The organism is Dolichospermum sp. FACHB-1091 (genome assembly GCF_014697585.1).
Lineage (GTDB): Bacteria > Cyanobacteriota > Cyanobacteriia > Cyanobacteriales > Nostocaceae > Dolichospermum.
Window position 1 is genome coordinate 105,728 of the sequence record NZ_JACJSB010000013.1, and the last position, 18,478, is coordinate 124,205.

The 18,478-nt window shown below is 38.4% G+C and carries 15 protein-coding genes, 1 rRNA gene and 1 pseudogene; 8 read left to right on the plus strand and 9 right to left on the minus strand.

Annotated features, from left to right (window positions below; translation table 11 throughout):
* Positions 1-190: 190 nt before the first annotated feature.
* On the minus strand, positions 191-1,093 hold the full coding sequence (locus H6G25_RS10560; RefSeq protein ID WP_190392438.1) for an alpha/beta fold hydrolase: 903 nt from the start codon (positions 1,091-1,093) through the stop codon (positions 191-193).
* Between the two features lie 153 nt (positions 1,094-1,246).
* Here H6G25_RS10560 and H6G25_RS10565 point away from each other — a divergent pair, with 153 nt between their 5' ends.
* A complete protein-coding gene (locus tag H6G25_RS10565) occupies positions 1,247-2,113 on the plus strand; it encodes a shikimate dehydrogenase (protein WP_190392439.1) in 867 nt (288 codons plus the stop codon).
* A gap of 58 nt (positions 2,114-2,171) precedes the next feature.
* Here H6G25_RS10565 and H6G25_RS10570 read toward each other — a convergent pair whose 3' ends face one another.
* Complete coding sequence (locus H6G25_RS10570) at positions 2,172-3,749, minus strand: hypothetical protein (RefSeq protein ID WP_190392440.1); 1,578 nt, start codon at positions 3,747-3,749, stop codon at positions 2,172-2,174.
* A gap of 335 nt (positions 3,750-4,084) precedes the next feature.
* On the opposite strand from H6G25_RS10570, the gene H6G25_RS10575 reads away from it, so the two are divergent.
* The 4 genes and pseudogenes from H6G25_RS10575 (at position 4,085) to H6G25_RS10585 (ending at position 7,253) form a co-directional block, all read left to right on the plus strand.
* Positions 4,085-5,323 (plus strand): succinate--CoA ligase subunit beta, encoded by a 1,239-nt coding sequence (locus tag H6G25_RS10575; protein ID WP_190392451.1) that lies wholly within the window; start codon positions 4,085-4,087, stop codon positions 5,321-5,323.
* A 39-nt stretch (positions 5,324-5,362) separates the two neighbouring features.
* Positions 5,363-6,241: a CoA-binding protein gene (locus H6G25_RS10580; RefSeq protein ID WP_190392441.1), complete on the plus strand. Its 879-nt coding sequence runs from the start codon at positions 5,363-5,365 to the stop codon at positions 6,239-6,241.
* A gap of 197 nt (positions 6,242-6,438) precedes the next feature.
* Positions 6,439-6,607 (plus strand): annotated as a pseudogene (locus H6G25_RS21160) (IS701 family transposase); the annotation flags it as partial.
* Between the two features lie 40 nt (positions 6,608-6,647).
* Positions 6,648-7,253: an exopolysaccharide biosynthesis protein gene (locus H6G25_RS10585; protein WP_190392442.1), complete on the plus strand. Its 606-nt coding sequence runs from the start codon at positions 6,648-6,650 to the stop codon at positions 7,251-7,253.
* 145 nt (positions 7,254-7,398) lie between these two features.
* Here the strand turns inward: H6G25_RS10585 and H6G25_RS10590 are convergent, their stop codons facing one another.
* Positions 7,399-8,121, minus strand: a complete 723-nt coding sequence (locus H6G25_RS10590; protein WP_190392443.1) for a GUN4 domain-containing protein — start codon at positions 8,119-8,121, stop codon at positions 7,399-7,401.
* Positions 8,122-8,398: 277 nt separating this feature from the next.
* Between H6G25_RS10590 and H6G25_RS10595 the strand changes: the two genes are divergently transcribed.
* On the plus strand, positions 8,399-9,820 hold the full coding sequence (locus H6G25_RS10595) for an NADP-dependent isocitrate dehydrogenase (protein ID WP_190392444.1): 1,422 nt from the start codon (positions 8,399-8,401) through the stop codon (positions 9,818-9,820).
* A 389-nt stretch (positions 9,821-10,209) separates the two neighbouring features.
* Here the strand turns inward: H6G25_RS10595 and H6G25_RS10600 are convergent, their stop codons facing one another.
* The 3 genes from H6G25_RS10600 to H6G25_RS21510 all read right to left on the minus strand — a co-directional run bounded on the left by H6G25_RS10600 (position 10,210) and on the right by H6G25_RS21510 (position 12,026).
* On the minus strand, positions 10,210-10,683 hold the full coding sequence (locus H6G25_RS10600) for a TspO/MBR family protein (RefSeq protein ID WP_190392445.1): 474 nt from the start codon (positions 10,681-10,683) through the stop codon (positions 10,210-10,212).
* 70 nt (positions 10,684-10,753) lie between these two features.
* Entirely contained in the window at positions 10,754-11,728 is a 975-nt protein-coding gene (gene era, locus H6G25_RS10605; RefSeq protein WP_190392446.1) for a GTPase Era, read from the minus strand.
* A gap of 172 nt (positions 11,729-11,900) precedes the next feature.
* Entirely contained in the window at positions 11,901-12,026 is a 126-nt protein-coding gene (locus H6G25_RS21510; protein WP_277881747.1) for a hypothetical protein, read from the minus strand.
* On the opposite strand from H6G25_RS21510, the gene H6G25_RS10610 reads away from it, so the two are divergent.
* Positions 12,025-13,398, plus strand: coding sequence for a carotenoid oxygenase family protein (locus H6G25_RS10610; RefSeq protein WP_190392452.1), 1,374 nt, complete (start codon positions 12,025-12,027; stop codon positions 13,396-13,398). The genes H6G25_RS21510 and H6G25_RS10610 overlap by 2 nt on opposite strands.
* A gap of 311 nt (positions 13,399-13,709) precedes the next feature.
* Here the strand turns inward: H6G25_RS10610 and H6G25_RS10615 are convergent, their stop codons facing one another.
* The 3 genes from H6G25_RS10615 to glyQ form a co-directional block, all read right to left on the minus strand.
* The gene (locus tag H6G25_RS10615; RefSeq protein WP_190392447.1) at positions 13,710-14,735 is read right to left on the minus strand and encodes an ABC transporter permease; all 1,026 of its coding nucleotides are present in this window, start codon (positions 14,733-14,735) and stop codon (positions 13,710-13,712) included.
* Positions 14,736-14,902: 167 nt separating this feature from the next.
* Positions 14,903-16,516, minus strand: a complete 1,614-nt coding sequence (locus tag H6G25_RS10620; RefSeq protein ID WP_242034932.1) for an ABC transporter substrate-binding protein — start codon at positions 16,514-16,516, stop codon at positions 14,903-14,905.
* 576 nt (positions 16,517-17,092) lie between these two features.
* Positions 17,093-17,977: a glycine--tRNA ligase subunit alpha gene (gene glyQ, locus H6G25_RS10625; RefSeq protein WP_190392448.1), complete on the minus strand. Its 885-nt coding sequence runs from the start codon at positions 17,975-17,977 to the stop codon at positions 17,093-17,095.
* 306 nt (positions 17,978-18,283) lie between these two features.
* Between glyQ and H6G25_RS10630 the strand changes: the two genes are divergently transcribed.
* A 16S ribosomal RNA gene (locus H6G25_RS10630) occupies positions 18,284-18,478 on the plus strand; the annotation flags it as partial.

Below are 18,478 nucleotides of genomic sequence, written 5' to 3' on the forward strand. Positions count from 1 at the left end.
TAAAGAGGTAATTATTAAAATTTTAATTCAAATTAAAATTAAAACTTGCTATTACCAATTTATAACTAAGGAAATATATCTTCAAGAAGATGTCAATTTTTAAAATTAAAGTAAAAATAAAAATATTTTAATATATTAAAAATATTGTGGGGTGGACAAGATGCCCACCCATCCTAATTTTAATGCAAATTTAATGCAAACTAATTACCCAATCACGTAAATATGAATTTACTTGTTCAGGGATTTCATCATGGGGACAATGACCAGCTATGAGAAAATATTCTGTTAATTGGGGATAATATTCATGGAATTTCTGAGAACGTTCTCTCGCTTTCATCCAAGGATCTGCTTCTCCCCATAATAACAATAAAGGACAATTTAATTGTTTGAGTAGAACATCAACTTTCTCCCCTTGAGGAGTGCTAAAAACAGAAATGAATACATCTAAAGCCCCTTGATCATAAGCAGGACGTTGAATTTCTGCGACTAATTGATCTGTAACTGCATTTTTGTCAAGATAAACTTTTTCTAAGGTGCGCCGAATTACCCATTTTTGCCGCGTATATTCAAATAACAAAGACTGTGCTAACCGTTGTTTAAAACACCATTTAATAGCGTTTCCTAAAAGTTTTTTGAGGGGATTTGCAGCAGGTTGAATTTGATTTTCTGCTGGGGAAAAAGGACCTGCACTATTAAGTAATACTACACCAGCAGCACTATCACAACGTTGAGAAGCAACGCATAAACAAGCATATCCTCCCAAGGAGTTACCCGCTAAAATTGTTTTTTGACCAATAACTTCACTGATAAAATCATGGAGTTGATCCCGCCACAAATCGGCGCTATACTGCAATTTAGGTTTTGCTGAACGTCCGAATCCTAATAGGTCAATGGCAAATACTTGGAAGTCTGCACTCAATTCTGTGATATTCTTACGCCAATGGTCTGTGGACGCACCAAAACCATGTACTAATAGTAAGGGTGGACGTTGCACTTGCGGTTCTCCTGCCTGTACATAATACACTTTGTGTCCACGCCATTGCCAGTATTGACCAGGAATCGGATTTGTCAAAGGAGCGATTCTTGTTTGCATATTGCCAAGAAATATTAAGTTACTGTGAACAATTGTAAATTATGTAAATTAAATTATGTAAATTAAATTAATTATCACCCACACAGGTGGGTTTTGCCTGTGTAGATGCGGTTTCTAACCGCCTTTTAAATGTACAACCAACAACTAATACAAATGATTACCGGAAAAACTAAAATTTTGGGAGTAATTGGACACCCTATAGAACATTCTCTGTCACCATTGATGCACAATGCCGCTTTGACTAAACTGGGATTAGATTATGTATATTTACCTTTTCCCGTTGCCCCAGAAAATTTAGCAACGGCGATCGCAGGTTTTGCTAGTATTGGTGTTGTAGGCTTTAGTATCACAATTCCTCATAAGCAAGCAATATTACCTTTATTATCAGAAATTTCCCCTATTGCCCAAGCTATTGGTGCTGTAAATACAGTTGTGAATAAAGGTAATAAATGGTTAGGTACAAATACAGATGTAGAAGGATTTATCGCTCCTTTACAAACAACATATCATCAAGATTGGAGTCAGAAAAAAGCGGTAATTTTAGGGAATGGTGGTGCTGCGAGGGCTGTTGTTGCTGGTTGTATTCAACTTGGTTTAGCCGAAATTCACGTTGTGGGGCGGAATTTACAGAAATTACAAGTATTTGAGCAAAGTTGGCAAAATTCACCCTTTGCAGATAAATTCCAGGTTCATGAATGGACAGAGTTACCAAATTTACTTCACCAAGCTAACCTGTTAGTAAATACAACCCCCATAGGAATGTATCCCCATGTTGAACAATCACCATTGAGTAGTCAAGAAATGGGTTATTTACCTGGTGATGCCATCGCCTATGATTTAATATATATCCCTAAACCAACAAAATTTTTGCACCTAGCCCAAAAACAAGGGATAGTAACTATTGATGGTTTAGAAATGCTTGTACAACAAGGTGCAGCAGCCTTAAAAATCTGGTTACAAGAAGAAACAGTTCCCGTGACGCAAATGCGTCAAGCATTACAAAATCACTTGGGAATTTAAGGAATCACACAATCTTAGATTTGAGATTTGACCCCCTCTTTCCCTGCCCCTTCTAGTGTTATTGTCCTTGGGAATTATAAATAAATACAGGAAGTTGATATTTTTGACCAATGACTTTGAGAGCATTTTGCAAACTTTGGAAGTGAAGCTGCATTGTTCGATTATTAACTTTTAATAAGCTGTCATATTCACTACTTAAGCGAATATTAATTTGATGGTTCTCGATGGTAAAAGTACAAATCTTAATTTTACTAGTGCAAGTTTTATTGAGATCGGTTTTGACTTGATTAATGATTGCGAGAAGTTGTTGAGAGGACATTGTTGATAATTGTTCTTTTTCGGCGTTTTCATATGCTACAATGACTTCTGATTGATAATATACTAATAGCTTACCTGCGTCTTGAAAACCAAAACTATCTTGAGGAATAGTTTTTAAGATATTGATTGCTGCCCCTAAATTATATTTTACCTGTTGCCAATCAGCAGCAGATTTAGCAGTGGCTTGACGTTTGATAGCTGCTTCTCGTAGGGTTTTAGCCCTGGCAATTTTTTTCAGCCATGTTTCTTCTCTAATTAACTGCTGGGTAATAGTCTTTAAACTATTTTCATACCTTGGTAAATTTCCTTGTACTAATTGATAAAATTCACTTTCAGGTTTAATGTTATTTAGTCGAGTGATTGCCTGTCTCAACAAATTTTGTCTATTACGTAATTCAGCCCAACTTTTAGCTGGATATAAAGTTGTTTTTTTTACAGATGTTGCCGCCCGTAAAGCCTGTAGCACCTGGTTAATTTTTAACGACTCTTGAGAAAAACTATTAGCTAATTCCTGAGATTCTTGATAACGAGAAGACCATTGAGGTATTTTTTGTAAATCTGCTACCACCTTGTCTAATTTTTGTTGTATTGCTAATAACTCTAAATCGGTTTTGGTACTTTTGATCTGTTGCTGATATTCACCTTTAAATTTTTTGGCTGTTTGCAATTCTTTACACTCCAAAATTACACAACCACGATGGAGAACAAAAGTACCACTCAGGTAAAGGAAGACGATAAATACAGTAGTACTAATTATAGGACCAGGACGAAATGATCGCAATAAGTGTCTTTTTTTGGGTTTAGCTGGGATATGAACAAAAGGATAAGACTCTTCCCCAATTTCCTGGGATTGATCTTGATCCAGAGATAGATTGTGTAAAATTGAATCCGGTGAGGAATAGTCTAATAAAAGTGCTTCGGGAGTGGAGACAAATGAATCGGGAATGGTTTCAGTTAAGGAAGTTTCTTTTTCCTTCTGGTTGGTGCTTTCCGTTTCCCCTTCTGTCTCCACTGTCGGCATGGGAGAATCTAGGAAATATTTAGCATAGGGAAGCTTGTCCCCAAAAACTCTCAAGAAAAATTGGATATGTTGAGTTTTGTAGTTGAATTGGGATTGTAATGTTTGTGCCAAGACATCAAAAACTTGCTCAGTGTCAACTGTCACTCCAGGAGGGTGTTGAGTTAAAATCATCAATAAATCATTTTTGATGGCGCATTTCACCTGAAAATCCTGACTAGCAGGTACTTTTGCTTTTAATCTTGTCCGCAAAATATCGCCTAAAAGTTGTAGTTCTTCTTGTTCGACTGTTGTTTTCATGAAGCGTTACCGTCACTTTTGATGTATAGTTTTGATGATCCAAGAGAACGGGAATTGGCACAGGGATGAGGAAAATTCGTAGCCAGATGCAGACCCAGATTTCAAAGCCAAGACAATCATTTTCTAACCAATGTTGAATTATTCACGAAAAATACAGCCAAGAGTTTCGCGTGATGTCTTATACTTTTTTACACAACCAGATTATAAATTAGACAATGGCACAAGAAATTTTTGAGTTAACCAAAGCCAAATTCTATAATCTTCAGGATTGTGCAGAATATTGGATATTATCAGGAATATATAGCGTTGGAGTTATCAATACAAGGTGTGTCTCAATGGATTTATTGGAGTATCAAGTTAAAGAATGGTTTGGTAAAATCGGGATTCCCGTCCTACCATCCCAAAAAATAGATCATCCCACAGATTTAAAACGCTTAAAAATTCCTTACCCGATTGTGCTGAAATCCCAGGTACAAGGGGGGGAAAGGGAAAAAGCGGGTGGGGTGAGAATCGTAGAAACGACAATTGATGCCATAGCTGCGGCACAAAATATATTTAATCTACCAATTTGGGGACAATTCCCAGAGGTCTTATTGGCAGAATCAAAGTATGATGCTCAAGAGGAGTTTTATCTTGCTGTAGTTTTGGATACTGCGCTGTGTCGTCCCGTTTTATTGGGTTGTACAAAAGCAAATATTGACTGGGAAACAGCAGGAGAAAAATTCCAGCACGTAGTTGTCCAACAAGAATTTTCTCCATTTTACGCTCGACGACTGGCTTTGAAAATGGGTTTGCAGGGTACTTTGATGCAGTCTGTGAGCAATATTGTCGAGAAACTGTACCAGTTATTCATCCAAAAAGATTTGGACTTAGTAGAAATTAATCCTTTGGGTGTGAACTCAATGGGTCAAGTCATGGCTCTGAATGGTAAAATCAGGGTTAATGAACGAGCTATTAACCGTCATCCCGAAATAGCTGACATGGCCGCAAAAATGGTCAGCCGTCGTGATGATGAGCGCGAAAATAACGACTTTTTGGGTAGTTGGAATAGTTTAGAAATGCCCGGTAAAATCGGTATCTTAGGGAATGGCAAAGGTTCTATATTCACAACATTGGATGCGGTTGTTTATGCAGGTGGTAAACCTGGTAAATGTGTCAATTTGCGTCATTCATTTACGAGTGATACTAAATCGACGACTTTTAGCGATCGCTTGGTAAGTAGCTTGAAAACTTTAGCTGAATATCAAAGTATTCAAGTTATTTTAATCAACTTTTTAGGAACTATCCCTCAAGTTGACAAACTTCCAGAAATTATTACCAAATTTCTCCAATCAGATACAAGTGAAATCACATCTGAACTATCGGTTTCCAATGGTAATAAGTGTCAAGTTCAGGTTAATCTCCCCCATTTAGTGATCCGTTTAGCTGGTTCTGAATTTAAGGATGTCAGAAAATATTTAGCTACATTAAAAACTGCTAATCAATCACTTGTTATTGTAGAAAATTTAGATGAAGCAGTTAGAGAAGCGGTTCATTTAGTTAAATCACCTGGGAATAAAAAAGGTAATAGGTAATTATTGAGAAATGAAAATTGCATTACCCACTAACAAATTATGAACTTAACACCAGAAAGTAAAGTTTTAATCCAAGGATTTTGTGAATTTATCTCAGCAACTCATATTGCTCAAATGCAAACTTATGGTACAAATTTGGTAGCTGGTGTCAATCCTGGACATGGTGGACAGCAAATATATAATCTACCAGTATTTGATTTAGTTGAGGAGGTTATTGCCAAATTTGGACAGATTGACACAACAATTATTTGTGTTCCACCGGATCAAGTTTTGGATGCAGCATTAGAAGCAATAGCGTCTAATATCCCCCAAATTATTATTATCACTGCTGGTGTCCCACCTCTGGATATGGTGCAATTACTTCGCAAAACAGAAGCAGGTGAAACCTTAATTATCGGTCCAAATAGTCCCGGAATTATCGTCCCTGGAAAAATTCTCCTGGGTACTCACGAACATGAATTTTATATCCCAGGTCCTGTAGGAATTGTCAGTCGCAGTAGTACCCTCACTTATGAAGTAGCTTGGGAATTAACAAAAGTGGGTTTGGGACAGTCAATTAGTGTTAGTATTGGCAGTGATACTATTGTTGGTTCTTCATTTCTTCAATGGTTACAAATTCTCGATGAAGATGACACCACAGCAGCCATTGTTTTAATCGGCCAACCTGGTGGGGGAAGTGAAGAAGCAGCAGCAAAATATATTGCTGAAACAATTGATAAACCCGTAATTGCCTATATTGCCGGTAGACACGCACCTCCCACACAAAATTGGCAACAAACAGGAACTTTAGCCACTGTAATTGGACGTTCTGCTAATTTTGGCACGGTAGAAAGTAAATTGGCTGCTTTTGAGGCGCTAAAAATCCCTCTGGCCAATAGTCCATCTCAAATTCCTGAATTGCTAAAAAGGCTAATTTGACTTTCCTTCTTCCGAAAATTCCCGCAATGGAAAAACTAACCACTTCAGGATACAGAGATAGAGATCATGGAGGAATCAAATTTTAAAATGATTTATTTGTCGGTTATTTCTGAGACTTACGCATTGACAAAGGGGCAAAATAGTGTATTTATAAAAAGTGTCGTCTATTTACCAGACATCGGACAATCACAGAAATTGATCCAAAAAATGCAGAATTAATCGCTTATTTTTAAGCTGGGAAATATCATAAGAGCATCACAGGAATAAATTTAATCACACTGTATTACAGTGATGTGTATGGGAATTCAGTACCAACTACAGGGGAAACCCATGAATGAGATTTTTTCTCAATGCGTAATTCCTATATTTTTTCGCCAAAATGACAATTTTTTTAACTAGTACAAAAATGAATTTACGCTTTTCCCAAGAAATCAAATCTTTACTGCAACGGTTAACCGAAAAACCTTTGACTTTAGGTGATATTCTCTTAGAAACGTCAGAACGGGGTTTTAGCTTAGTCATCACATTATTAGTATTACCCTTTTTATTTCCCATGCCACCGGGATTAAGCGGTCCTCTAGGCATAGCTTGTTTAATATTATCATTACAAATGGTTTTAGGTAGAAGAACACCCTGGCTACCCAAAAAAATCGCTAACTATCAATTTCCCAACGCTTTCGCCCAAATTATCTTACAAAATCTGCGTCGAGTAACTAAAATTTTAGAAAAAATTGCCCAGCCCCGATTTCAAAAAGTCGCTAATCATCCTTTAATTTGGCGATTTAATGGGTTATGTATCTCTTGGTTGACAATATTATTGATTTCTCCTGTTCCCTTTACCAATCCTATCCCAACCGTGGGAATTTTACTTTTGGCAGTTGCTACTATTGAATCCGATGGTTTGCTAATGAGCATTAGCTATGTAGTGACTCTTTTGATTACTTTACTATTTGCCTTCATTGGTTATGCTTTATGGTTAGCCCCCAACTTGTTACCTTCAGTTTTTAAATGAAATTTTTGGCAGAAATGCCAAAAATTTGTGACATTGGAACTCAGTAATTAAACAATTACCCCCAACTAACTAAAAGTTGAGGGTAATTGTAATTGTTCAATTAATTTATAGACCCTTCTTCCTTTTGCGCCTTTGCGCGAGAAAATTATTCAGTCTTATTCCAAACGGGATGACATAATAAAGAATACATTACCCGGACTCCACGCAGTTGATTAGAGAGGGGTAGATGACCTCTAGGGGCGCTTAAATCCCAGGTGAACCCGTGGGGGTATCTTGTCCAGTTATTGCCATTTTTCCAGCCAATTTTCGGCCAGAGGTTAACCCAATTTTTATTTAAACCTAACCAAATTTCTCGTTGTACAGAAAAGCCGAATTTACCTTCTGAGTGAACTACCCAGAGTTGATTAATAGTGCGTAGGTCTTGAATTGGTAAACTTTCGACTTCTGTGAAGTATAGCCATTTTCTTTTTACTGCTTGAGAACCTGCTGCTTCACACATCTTCTGAATTGTCAAGAGGTCTGCTGCTTGAAAATCTTGATTTACAAGTAGCTTTTGCAAAGAATTGTAACTGATCCCACAGTCCGATTTTAGAGGTACAATTCCTTCAGGAAAGTTAGTTTGTAGAAATTCCCGACTTGTCGGTGCATCAGTATTGTAGATGACTTGGTAGAGTTTACCATCAATCCAAGTTGCTGGGTGGTCACGACGTTTCAGCAAAAATTCCTTCAATACCTCTAACCCCTCATTACCCAAGTCAGCTAACTGCGGGATGATTTGTTGTTGGACTTTTTCGGACCCAGCGATTAACTTTTGGCGGAGGGAGTCAAGATCATTTGTAGTGCCTGATACAATCATTGGGTCTGTCATGCCATTACTCGTGTTAGCGTGAGCGTGAATAAACTATCTATTGCTATCGGTTATTCTACAAAATGAAGCACAAATAGCGAAAAGTAGTTTACTTCAAATCTTGGGGAAAGTTGGAAAGCCCCGGAGTGTGTATTTGAAAAAATCACTCCCAGTGGCTTTAGCGAAATCCTAGCCCACAATACTTTATCAGCTAAGGAGTTACATGATCCAGGAGTTACAGAATAAATACTCCTGACTTCTAAGTTGGTGAATTTCTTCTATTTGGAATGTGTTAACTATGTACGAAAAGATTACTCCTCCTACCACCGGCGCAAAAATTACCTTCAAAAACGGTGAACCGGTTGTTCCTGAAAATCCCATTATCCCATTTATTCGCGGTGATGGTACGGGTATAGATATTTGGCCTGCAACGGAAAAAGTGCTGGATGCCGCAGTCGCAAAAGCATATAATGGCACAAGAAAAATTAGCTGGTTTAAGGTTTATGCTGGTGATGAAGCTTGTGATTTATATGGTACATATCAATATTTACCCCAGGATACATTGACGGCTATTAAAGAATATGGCGTAGCGATTAAAGGACCTTTGACTACTCCCGTTGGTGGAGGGATTCGGTCTTTAAATGTCGCCTTACGCCAAATCTTTGATCTTTATACTTGCGTGCGTCCTTGTCGTTATTACGCGGGTACTCCTTCTCCCCACAAAACTCCTGAAAAGTTGGATGTAATTGTTTATCGGGAAAATACGGAAGATATTTATTTGGGAATTGAGTGGAAACAAGGTAGTGAAATAGGGAATCGCCTCATCAAGATCCTTAACGAAGAGTTAATACCTGCTACATCTGAACACGGTAAAAAGCAAATTCCCTTAGATGCTGGTATAGGCATCAAACCCATCAGTAAAACTGGTTCTCAGCGTTTAGTTAGACGGGCGATTAAACACGCTTTGTTATTGCCCAAAGATAAGCAACAAGTCACCTTGGTACATAAGGGTAATATTATGAAATATACCGAAGGTGCTTTTCGTGACTGGGGTTATGAACTGGCCACTACGGAATTTCGTCAAGAAACTGTTACAGAACGGGAATCTTGGATATTAGGAAATAAAGAGAAAAATCCCAATATTTCCTCAGAAGAAAACGCCCGTCAAATTGATCCTGGTTTTGATGCTTTAACACCAGAGAAAAAAGCCCAAATTGTCAAAGAAGTAGAAACAGTTCTCAATACAATTTGGGACAGCCACGGAAATGGCAAATGGCAAGAGAAAATCATGGTCAATGACCGCATTGCTGATAGTATCTTTCAACAAATTCAAACTCGTCCAGATGAGTATTCTATTCTGGCTACAATGAACCTAAACGGTGATTATTTATCTGATGCTGCTGCCGCTATTGTTGGCGGTTTAGGCATGGGTCCAGGGGCAAATATTGGCGACTCCTGCGCGATTTTTGAAGCCACTCATGGTACAGCACCAAAACACGCTGGGTTAGATAAAATTAACCCCGGTTCTGTGATTCTTTCCGGTGTGATGATGCTAGAATATATGGGTTGGCAAGCTGCCGCAGATTTGATTAAAAAAGGATTAGGTGATGCGATCGCCAATGGTCAAGTTACTTATGACTTAGCGCGGTTAATGGAACCACCTGTACAACCTTTAAAGTGTTCTGAATTTGCTGACGCAATCATCAAACATTTCGGTTAATTTCTGTTATTCTTAAATCAGCTATTGAGATCCCCCACTCTTGACGAAGTTGGGGATCTCAATGCTCTAGGGGTTTCCCAATACTATCGGACTATGTATGCTCTCTCAGAAAATGTTTCAAAAGTATTAAGTAGGTTGTCGTTGAAAATTGTCGTTATGACAAGGGAACTTTTAACTGGGAACTCTTGACTGGGAAGAGGTTTTGGACAACTTTACTTTTCGTTACTTGTGTCGGTTTTTTCCGTTCATCTACTTATATGGGATTGACAATAAATTCAGAAAATTCAGAAGCAAAAATGAGAAAATGATTTTGAATTAAATATTGAAGTGCAGAATGTGGGATAAAAAGTTGAAAGTCAAATATCATCAAGACTTTCAACTTTCTGACTTTAAACATCTTGAGGATTAAGACGACTCATTTCCCATGTGGTATATGTACCTATGGGACTCCATAGCAAATATGGTAATAATAGTAACGCCGCCCAATGGGATACTGCTAAAACCGCTAATGTGATTAACAAACAAATCAGTAATCCTGTACCACCGATAATTGTCCCAACTATGAGACTGCGAAAATGTAACATCACAGGGGTGTAAGCTATGGTAAATACTTCTAGGAGTAAATATAAACCCATCATTAAGCGGCTTGTATAGCTATTTGGGCTATGTTCCCAAATAATGTAAGCCGACCAAGAACCACAGATAAATATTACAGTCCAAATCAGGGGAATTGCTGATTCAAATGTTAACCATTTAGGCCTTTGTAATTGTCGAAACCATTGACTCTGCTTGGGTGTCATCCAATTACCAGCGAAAGCGACTAAGAATGCTATAATCCCAATTATCATCCAAGATTTAATCATAATTGCCTTGGTACTGACTTTTAAAGAAGTCTGACGCAATGATATTACAATACCATAAGCAGTTTATCACCTATTCCTCGACACGATAACCTAGTTCTGCTAACCGTACTCGTGAATGTCGCCATTTGGGTTGGACTTTAACAAATAATTCTAGATAAACTTTCCCAGCAATTAGCTTTTGAATTTGTTGTCTAGCCTCACTACCAATTGATTTGAGCATTGTTCCCCCTTTGCCAATGAGAATCCCTTTTTGAGAATCTCTCTCAACATGGATGGTGGCAATAACACGGGTAATTTTTGGGCTTTCTTCAACTAAATCAATGGCGATCGCTACGGAATGGGGAACTTCTTGACGGGTTAATAATAATATCTGTTCTCGAATCAATTCACCCATGATAAACCGTTCTGGCTGGTCTGTTACTAAATCTGGTGGATAGTAAAATGGACCCGGTTCAAGGTGACTAATTAATAAGTCCTGGAGTTGTAATAATTCCGCGCCGGTTTTAGCGGAAAATTTCACACTTTCCCATTGATAGCTGTTAGCTAGTTGAATATAACTCTCGGCGATTTTTTGAGCATCTTCTGGTTGTTGATCAATTTTGTTAATCCCCAAAATTACGGGTGTTTGACTATTAATTAGTAATTCCGCAACATAGCGATCGCCTGGTCCACAAGCTACAGTGCCATCAACGACAAATAATATCACATCTACGGATTCAATGGCAATTTTCGCATTTTTTACCAGCACTTCTCCTAATTGATGATGGGGTTTATGAATACCTGGTGTATCTACAAAAATTAACTGGGCTGTTTCTGTAGTTAGAATCCCCTTTAAGCGATTGCGAGTAGTTTGGGATACGGGGGAAGTAATGGCTATTTTTTGTCCAACTAATTCATTCATTAAAGTGGATTTACCGACATTAGGACGGCCGATAATACCAATAAAACCTGATTTAAATCCCGCAGGTGCTTGGGGAATCATTACCCCACCGAAATCAGTAAAAATATTATGATCAATATTAGAGACTTGTGATTCTACTTGCATTGTTTACAGTTATAATTAAGAGATTATTTTGACTTTGATGGAAATTCTCTTGCGATTTCGGGCATTGTATGAGATACTAAATCATGTTTCGTGCTAAGACGCAAAGTTAGAAATAGTAAATTTTCTATTTTTATACTTCAATTTACTAATGCCTAAATTAAAGCTAAATTAATTATCGCATATTTATGGAAGCGATAAACAAGGATAAAGCAGAATTTTGCTGTCTTTCTAGCATTAATAGTAAACCATAAATTATATTAAATACAGTTTCTTTATTTAGTTCGCTGACTATGACCATGGCATCAACAGCGGTAAATCCTTATTTAGCAGGTAACTTTGCCCCGATAAACACAGAAATCAGCACTGACACCTTGGAAGTAATCGGAGAAATCCCTCCAGAATTATCAGGGATGTTTGTCCGTAATGGTCCCAACCCTCGATGGAGTCCCATTGGTCAATATCACTGGTTTGATGGTGATGGAATGTTACATGGTGTACAAATTAAGGACGGTAAAGCCACTTATCACAATCGCTATGTGAGAACTAGGGGATGGAATATTGAACATGAAGCGGGTAAGGCTGTGTGGAGTGGAATTTTAGAACCACCCCAAATGGACAACCCTCACGGAATGTTCAAAAATCGCGCTAATACAGCCCTCGTGTGGCACAATCAACAGCTTTTAGCACTGTGGGAAGGAGGTGCGCCCCATCACATCAGCGTTACTGATTTAGCAACTATTGGGGAACATACTTATAATAATAAACTAGTTTCGGCGTTTACTGCCCATCCTAAGGTAGATCCTGTCACCGGGGAAATGATGTTTTTTGGTTATGCTATTACACCACCTTATCTACAATATGGCGTAGTTTCTGCCCAAGGGGAGTTATTACGAACGATACCTATAGAAATACCCACAGCGGTAATGATGCACGATTTCGCCATTACGGAAAATTATACCATTTTCATGGATTTACCTCTGACATTTAGTATGGAACGAATGCAGCGGGGAGAACCGATGATGATGTTTGAAAAAGATCGTCCCAGTCGTTTTGGTATAATGCCTCGTCATGGTGACAACAGCAATATTCGCTGGTTTGAATGTCCTCCTTGCTACGTCTTCCATACCCTCAACGCTTACGAGTCCGGAGAGGAAGTTATACTTATCGCTTGTCGCAGGAATTCTACTAATGTCCTTGTTTCACAAGATACATACTGTGACAATAAAGGAGACACTCCCCTTCTCCACCGTTGGCGTTTTAACCTTAGCACAGGTGTAGTTACAGAAGAAAAACTAGATGATGTACCGGGAGAATTTCCCCGTGTCAATGAAAACCTGTTAGGGAGAAAAACTCAATATGGCTATGTGGGAAAAATGGCAGATAGTCAACATCCATTATTTTGTGGTGTAATAAAATACGACTTTGAAATCGGTAAATCCCAAACCCATGAATTTGGCAAAAATCGTTATGGGGGAGAAACAGTATTTGCACCTCATCCTCGTTCTACTACGGAGGATGAAGGATGGTTAGTAACATTTGTTTATGACGAAAATTCCCAAACGTCGGAACTCGTAGTTATTAATGCCCAAGATGTTACAAGCGAACCTGTTGCTCAGATAATGATTCCTCAACGTGTACCCTACGGATTCCACGGTATTTGGATTTCCTAATTAGGTAGGTTGGGTTGACGTATGTTACCCAACAGTATTAATCATTTTGTTGGGTTGCGCTGTCGCTTAACCCAACCTACATCTAAGGTGGTACAGGAAAAACTACCGTTCCGGGTTAAATCAATAATAAATCGAAATATTGGCAGAATTTGGCAAATATTATAAATATTATATAGGAATAATATTTGATTTATGAAAAGATACGGTTGGTGCGTCAGATATTACAAATCTGTTTATTGATAGAATTTATGCAGTAGTAAAACACCCTACAATACCTAATTTTTTTCAAAAATCAAATACGAGTTCTATATTTAATACCTAATTCTCGGATCTACATAAGCATTGAGAATATCAATTAAAATACTCGCAGTGACAACAATTGCCCCAAAAAATACTAACACACCTTGAACTGTGGGATAATCGCGGTCAGAAATAGCTTGATATAAACGATTTGCTAAACCTGGCCAGGAAAATGTCACTTCTGTTAAAATCGCTCCACCTAACAAGGAAGCAAATGTTAATCCTAAGACGGTTATTACCGGAATTAAGGCATTTTTTAAGGCGTGGGAGACTAAAATCTTATTTTCAGAGATTCCCCGCGCTCTAGCCGCTTCTACATAATCAGCTTTTAAGGTTTGTTTTAAGTTAACTCTGACAATGCGTTCAAAAATGCCACTGAGTAAAATTCCCAAGGTTAAACTTGGTAATGCTAAATGGTGTAAAGATGTGAAAAATTGACTTAAATTCCCACTCAATAAACTATCAATTGTATATAAACCAGTGATATTTGTAGGTGCGGGAAGATTAGGTGGAAAACGATTAGAATTGGGAAACCAACCTAATTGAACTGAGAAAACTAATTGCAATAACATCCCCGCCCAAAACATGGGTAGTGCATAGGTAATAATCCCGAATAAACGCCCACCAATATCAAAAGCAGTTCCGGGACGAGAAGCGGAAATAGTCCCGACTAAAACGCCTACAATCAACGCCACAGCCATACTCGCAAATGCTAATTCTACTGTGGCTGGAAAATATTGACCAATGATTTCTTTAACACTTTGTCCCCGACTGATTCCAGAAGTTCCTAAATCAAAGTGAAGTAAACCACCTAGATATTTGAGATATTGTAACCAAATTGGTGAGTCTAAACCCTGCTCTCTTCTATATTCTTCTTTTGCACTTTCTGGCGCTCTTCCTCCCAGAACTGAATCTGCGATATCTCCTGGCAAGACTCTGATTAAAAGAAAAACAATGGTGATGACAGTTAATAGTTGCAGTGGCGCAAATAGCAACCGGGAAACAATGTAATACTGCAATGCTTTAGAACGAGACATATTTTTTATAGGAGTCAGAAAGAAAAAAGGAAAAAGAAAAAAGAATGATTAACCTCGTTCCTTGTCAGAGACAAGGAATGTAGTTTTGAGGCTCTGCCTCATCTAAATTAATAAGAGGCTCTGCCTCTTGATTTCATTCCCAGCCGGAGTCTGGGAACGAGGGAAACTTACTTTTTAATTGTTTTGTAAGGTAGGTTTTGAGTGGGGTCAAGATTAACGTTGGTTATGCCTTTTTGAGCAAATACATAATCTTTGGTTTGCCATAAAGGGATGTAGGGAACATCAGTTAATACTTGGTTTTGAATTTCTGCAAATATTTTTTTCCGGGCTTCAGGATTTTGTTCTTTGCGTTGTTCATCTATGAGTTTATTCATAGCTTCACTATAATAGAATGAACCCTGAGATTGACTGCCTCCTTCTTCACAACCTTTAGCAACTGAACCTTTGGCACAAGCTAAAAATGGCTGAACGTAGTTATCTGGATCTAAAAAGTCTGGATACCAATTAGTTAACGTGCTGGGATATAAACCTTTGGAAATTTCTTTATAGAAAGTTGCACCCTCTACGGTTTTAACCTCAAATTGCAACATACCATCCATTTTAGTATCTGCGAGGGATTTTAAGGTTTGGGCAACTAAACTGCGAGTCATGGAACTTGCAGGATACCAGATTTGCACTTTTGCCGGATTTTCTTTAGAAAAGCCAGCCGCAACTAAGGATTTTTTAGCTTCTGCAAATTTACCATCACCATATTTATCTTTAAATAATGGTTGGGATACATTGAAGGTTGTAGGAATCATGCTGTAAAGAGGATCAGCCTGTGACAATAATACCCGATCATTTAATAATTTACGATCAACTAATGATGCGATCGCTTGTCTCACCTCTAATTTATCTAAAGGTTTTTGATTGCGATTTAAGGTCATATAAGTAACTACACTACCTTGGTCGGTAATTGCTTGCCAATCTCCCTTTTTCGCACTTGCTTCTAAACTCTGAATTTGATCCGATTGTAAGGATAGATAAGCTACATCTATCGTACCAGTTTTAAAGGCATTAAATAAGTTGACTGCACTCGTTTGAATTTGGACATTTACACCTTTATTTTCCGGTTTTGTTCCCCAATATTTATCAAATACATCAAACTTTAAGGAATCAGTTCCATATTTAGCTAATTTGTAAGCACCAGTCCCGACAAAAATATTCGGTTGAAATTTTCCAGCCCCAATTTCATAGGATTTTGGTGAAACTGCACAAACTCCAGAAAATGCTAACAATGAAGGAAAAGCTGCAAAGGGTTTTTTTAATTTAATTGTTAATTCATACTCTCCTGTGGCTTTAACTGAAGCTACGGTATCAGAAAGTAGGAAGGATGGTTTACCTTTGTTTTCGATAAAGCGTTTTAGACTAAACTCCATTGTTTTGGCATTGAAAGGAGTATCATCATGAAATACTACCCCTTTGCGAATGGGAATAGTATAAGTTAAACCATCTGCACTCACTTTTGGTAATTCTGTTGCCAATTGTGGTTTAATTTCTGTACTACCTGGTTCATAAGTATATAAGCGATCGCTCATATTAAATACTAAACTCAAAGATCCCAATTCATACGCATCAGCAGGATCAAGAGTTCTTGGCTTTTCTGTTGTTCCTATGGTGATTCGACCATCACCTCCAGGAGTATTAACAATACTAGATGATGGTGTATTTGTTTGTTGTCTAGGAGTACAACTAATCACCAATAGTAGACATAAACAGAATAAGGATAGAAACTTTGTCATCCTACCCCACCGTTGCATTAACAGAGAATACCAAGTTATCATGGTCAAAATCTTTTCAATATCAATAGGCGATTGCGAATTATACTATATATATGCTGCTGATGCCGATGTTTTTACTACGAATTAATTACAGGAGTCATAATATACTCAACTTCTTGAAAGTGTAATGGCAGTAACTCAGTCGGTTTGAAATGGGATGGTAACTGGTATACATTCGACCCTGGGAAAAACTCCGTTTGTAACTGTAACTAAAATAGTATACAGCACTTCCCGGTGTTATGAGGTACAAGAACCCCACCCCCAACCCCCTCCAATATCAAAAGTTTATCCTTTTCTCCGCAGCGGGGGGATTGAGGGGGTGCGATGAGGAGGCTAAGATGTACCTCATAAGATCGGAAACCGCTGTATCGAATATGTGCTATGTGTAGGTTTTGAGTTGTTGTTTTAGAAGACTATAACTCTACTACATCAGCCCTCTCTTCATACTCTTTTTTTAGCTAAGGTATTGAAAAAACGGAAGATAATTTAAGAATAGATACGTTACCAGTTTAAACCTGGCAACGCTAACTCGGACTCCTATCTCGTACCCATAGTGTTCATCAAAAGTGGAAAACCTAATTTTTCCCTTTGTTCAACATACAAATGAGCCACTTTCCTTGCCAAATGCCGTATCCTAGTAATGTAACGAGTTCGTTCCGTCACCGAAATTACCCCTCTAGCATCCAGTAAATTAAAAGCATGAGAACACTTAATTACATAGTCTAAACTAGGTAAAACCAATCCTCGTTCTGTTAATTGAGTAGCTTCCTGCTCATATAAACCAAACAGCGTCAGCAACATTTCAGGATTAGACGCTTCAAAATTATAAGTACACTGTTCAATCTCACCTTGAAGATGAACATCACCATAACTAATGTTATCAGTCCATTGAATCTTAGTAATAGCCTCCACTTGCTGAAGGTACATCACCAAGCGCTCTAAGCCATAAGTAATCTCAATGGACACAGGACGACAATCAATGCCACCACATTGCTGGAAATATGTAAATTGGGTAATTTCCATCCCATCTAACCACACTTCCCAACCAGTACCCCAAGCGCCCACTGTCGCATCCTCCCAATTATCCTCCACAAAGCGAACATCGTGATCTTCAGGACAAATCCCCAAAGCTCGCAAAGAATCAAGATAAATCTCCTGGATATCATCCGGTGACGGCTTAATTAACACTTGATATTGATAATAATGCTGAAAGCGATTCGGATTTTCGCCATAACGACCATCTGTAGGCCGACGACAAGGCTCAACATAGGCAACAGCCCAAGGTTCAGGTCCCAAAGCCCTTAAAAACGTATGGGGATTCTTAGTCCCCGCACCCTTCTCCATATCGTAGGGTTGGGCAATTAAACAGCCACGCTGTCCCCAAAACTCATGCAATATCGCTATTACGGACTGGAAATTCACTATCTACTCTTCCTTTAGTCAACAATTTCTAACCCATTGTGGACTAAACCCAGCACTGTGGGCAGGTTTCAGGGCAATAAAAAATTTTTTTCCAAAAAGATGGAAAAAGTAGTTGACAAACCCAAATAGATTAGATATATTGAATAAGTGCCGGACAGCGAAGCCAAGAGAGGCAACGCCGAACAGCGCACCGAACCTTGAAAATATTATAGTTTGAAAGCCAGAATACGACAAGTACCCTGCGTCAGAAAAAAATAACCTGACCGTGGTTGTAAAAACGGTCGAAAGAGCTAAAAAGAACGAACCAAAATGGAGAGTTTGATCCTGGCTCAGGATGAACGCTGGCGGTATGCTTAACACATGCAAGTCGAACGGTCTTTTCGGAGACAGTGGCGGACGGGTGAGTAACGCGTAAGAATCTACCTTCAGGTCGGGGACAACCACTGGAAACGGTGGCTAATACCGGATGTGCCGAGAGGTGAAAGGCTTGCTGCCTGAAGA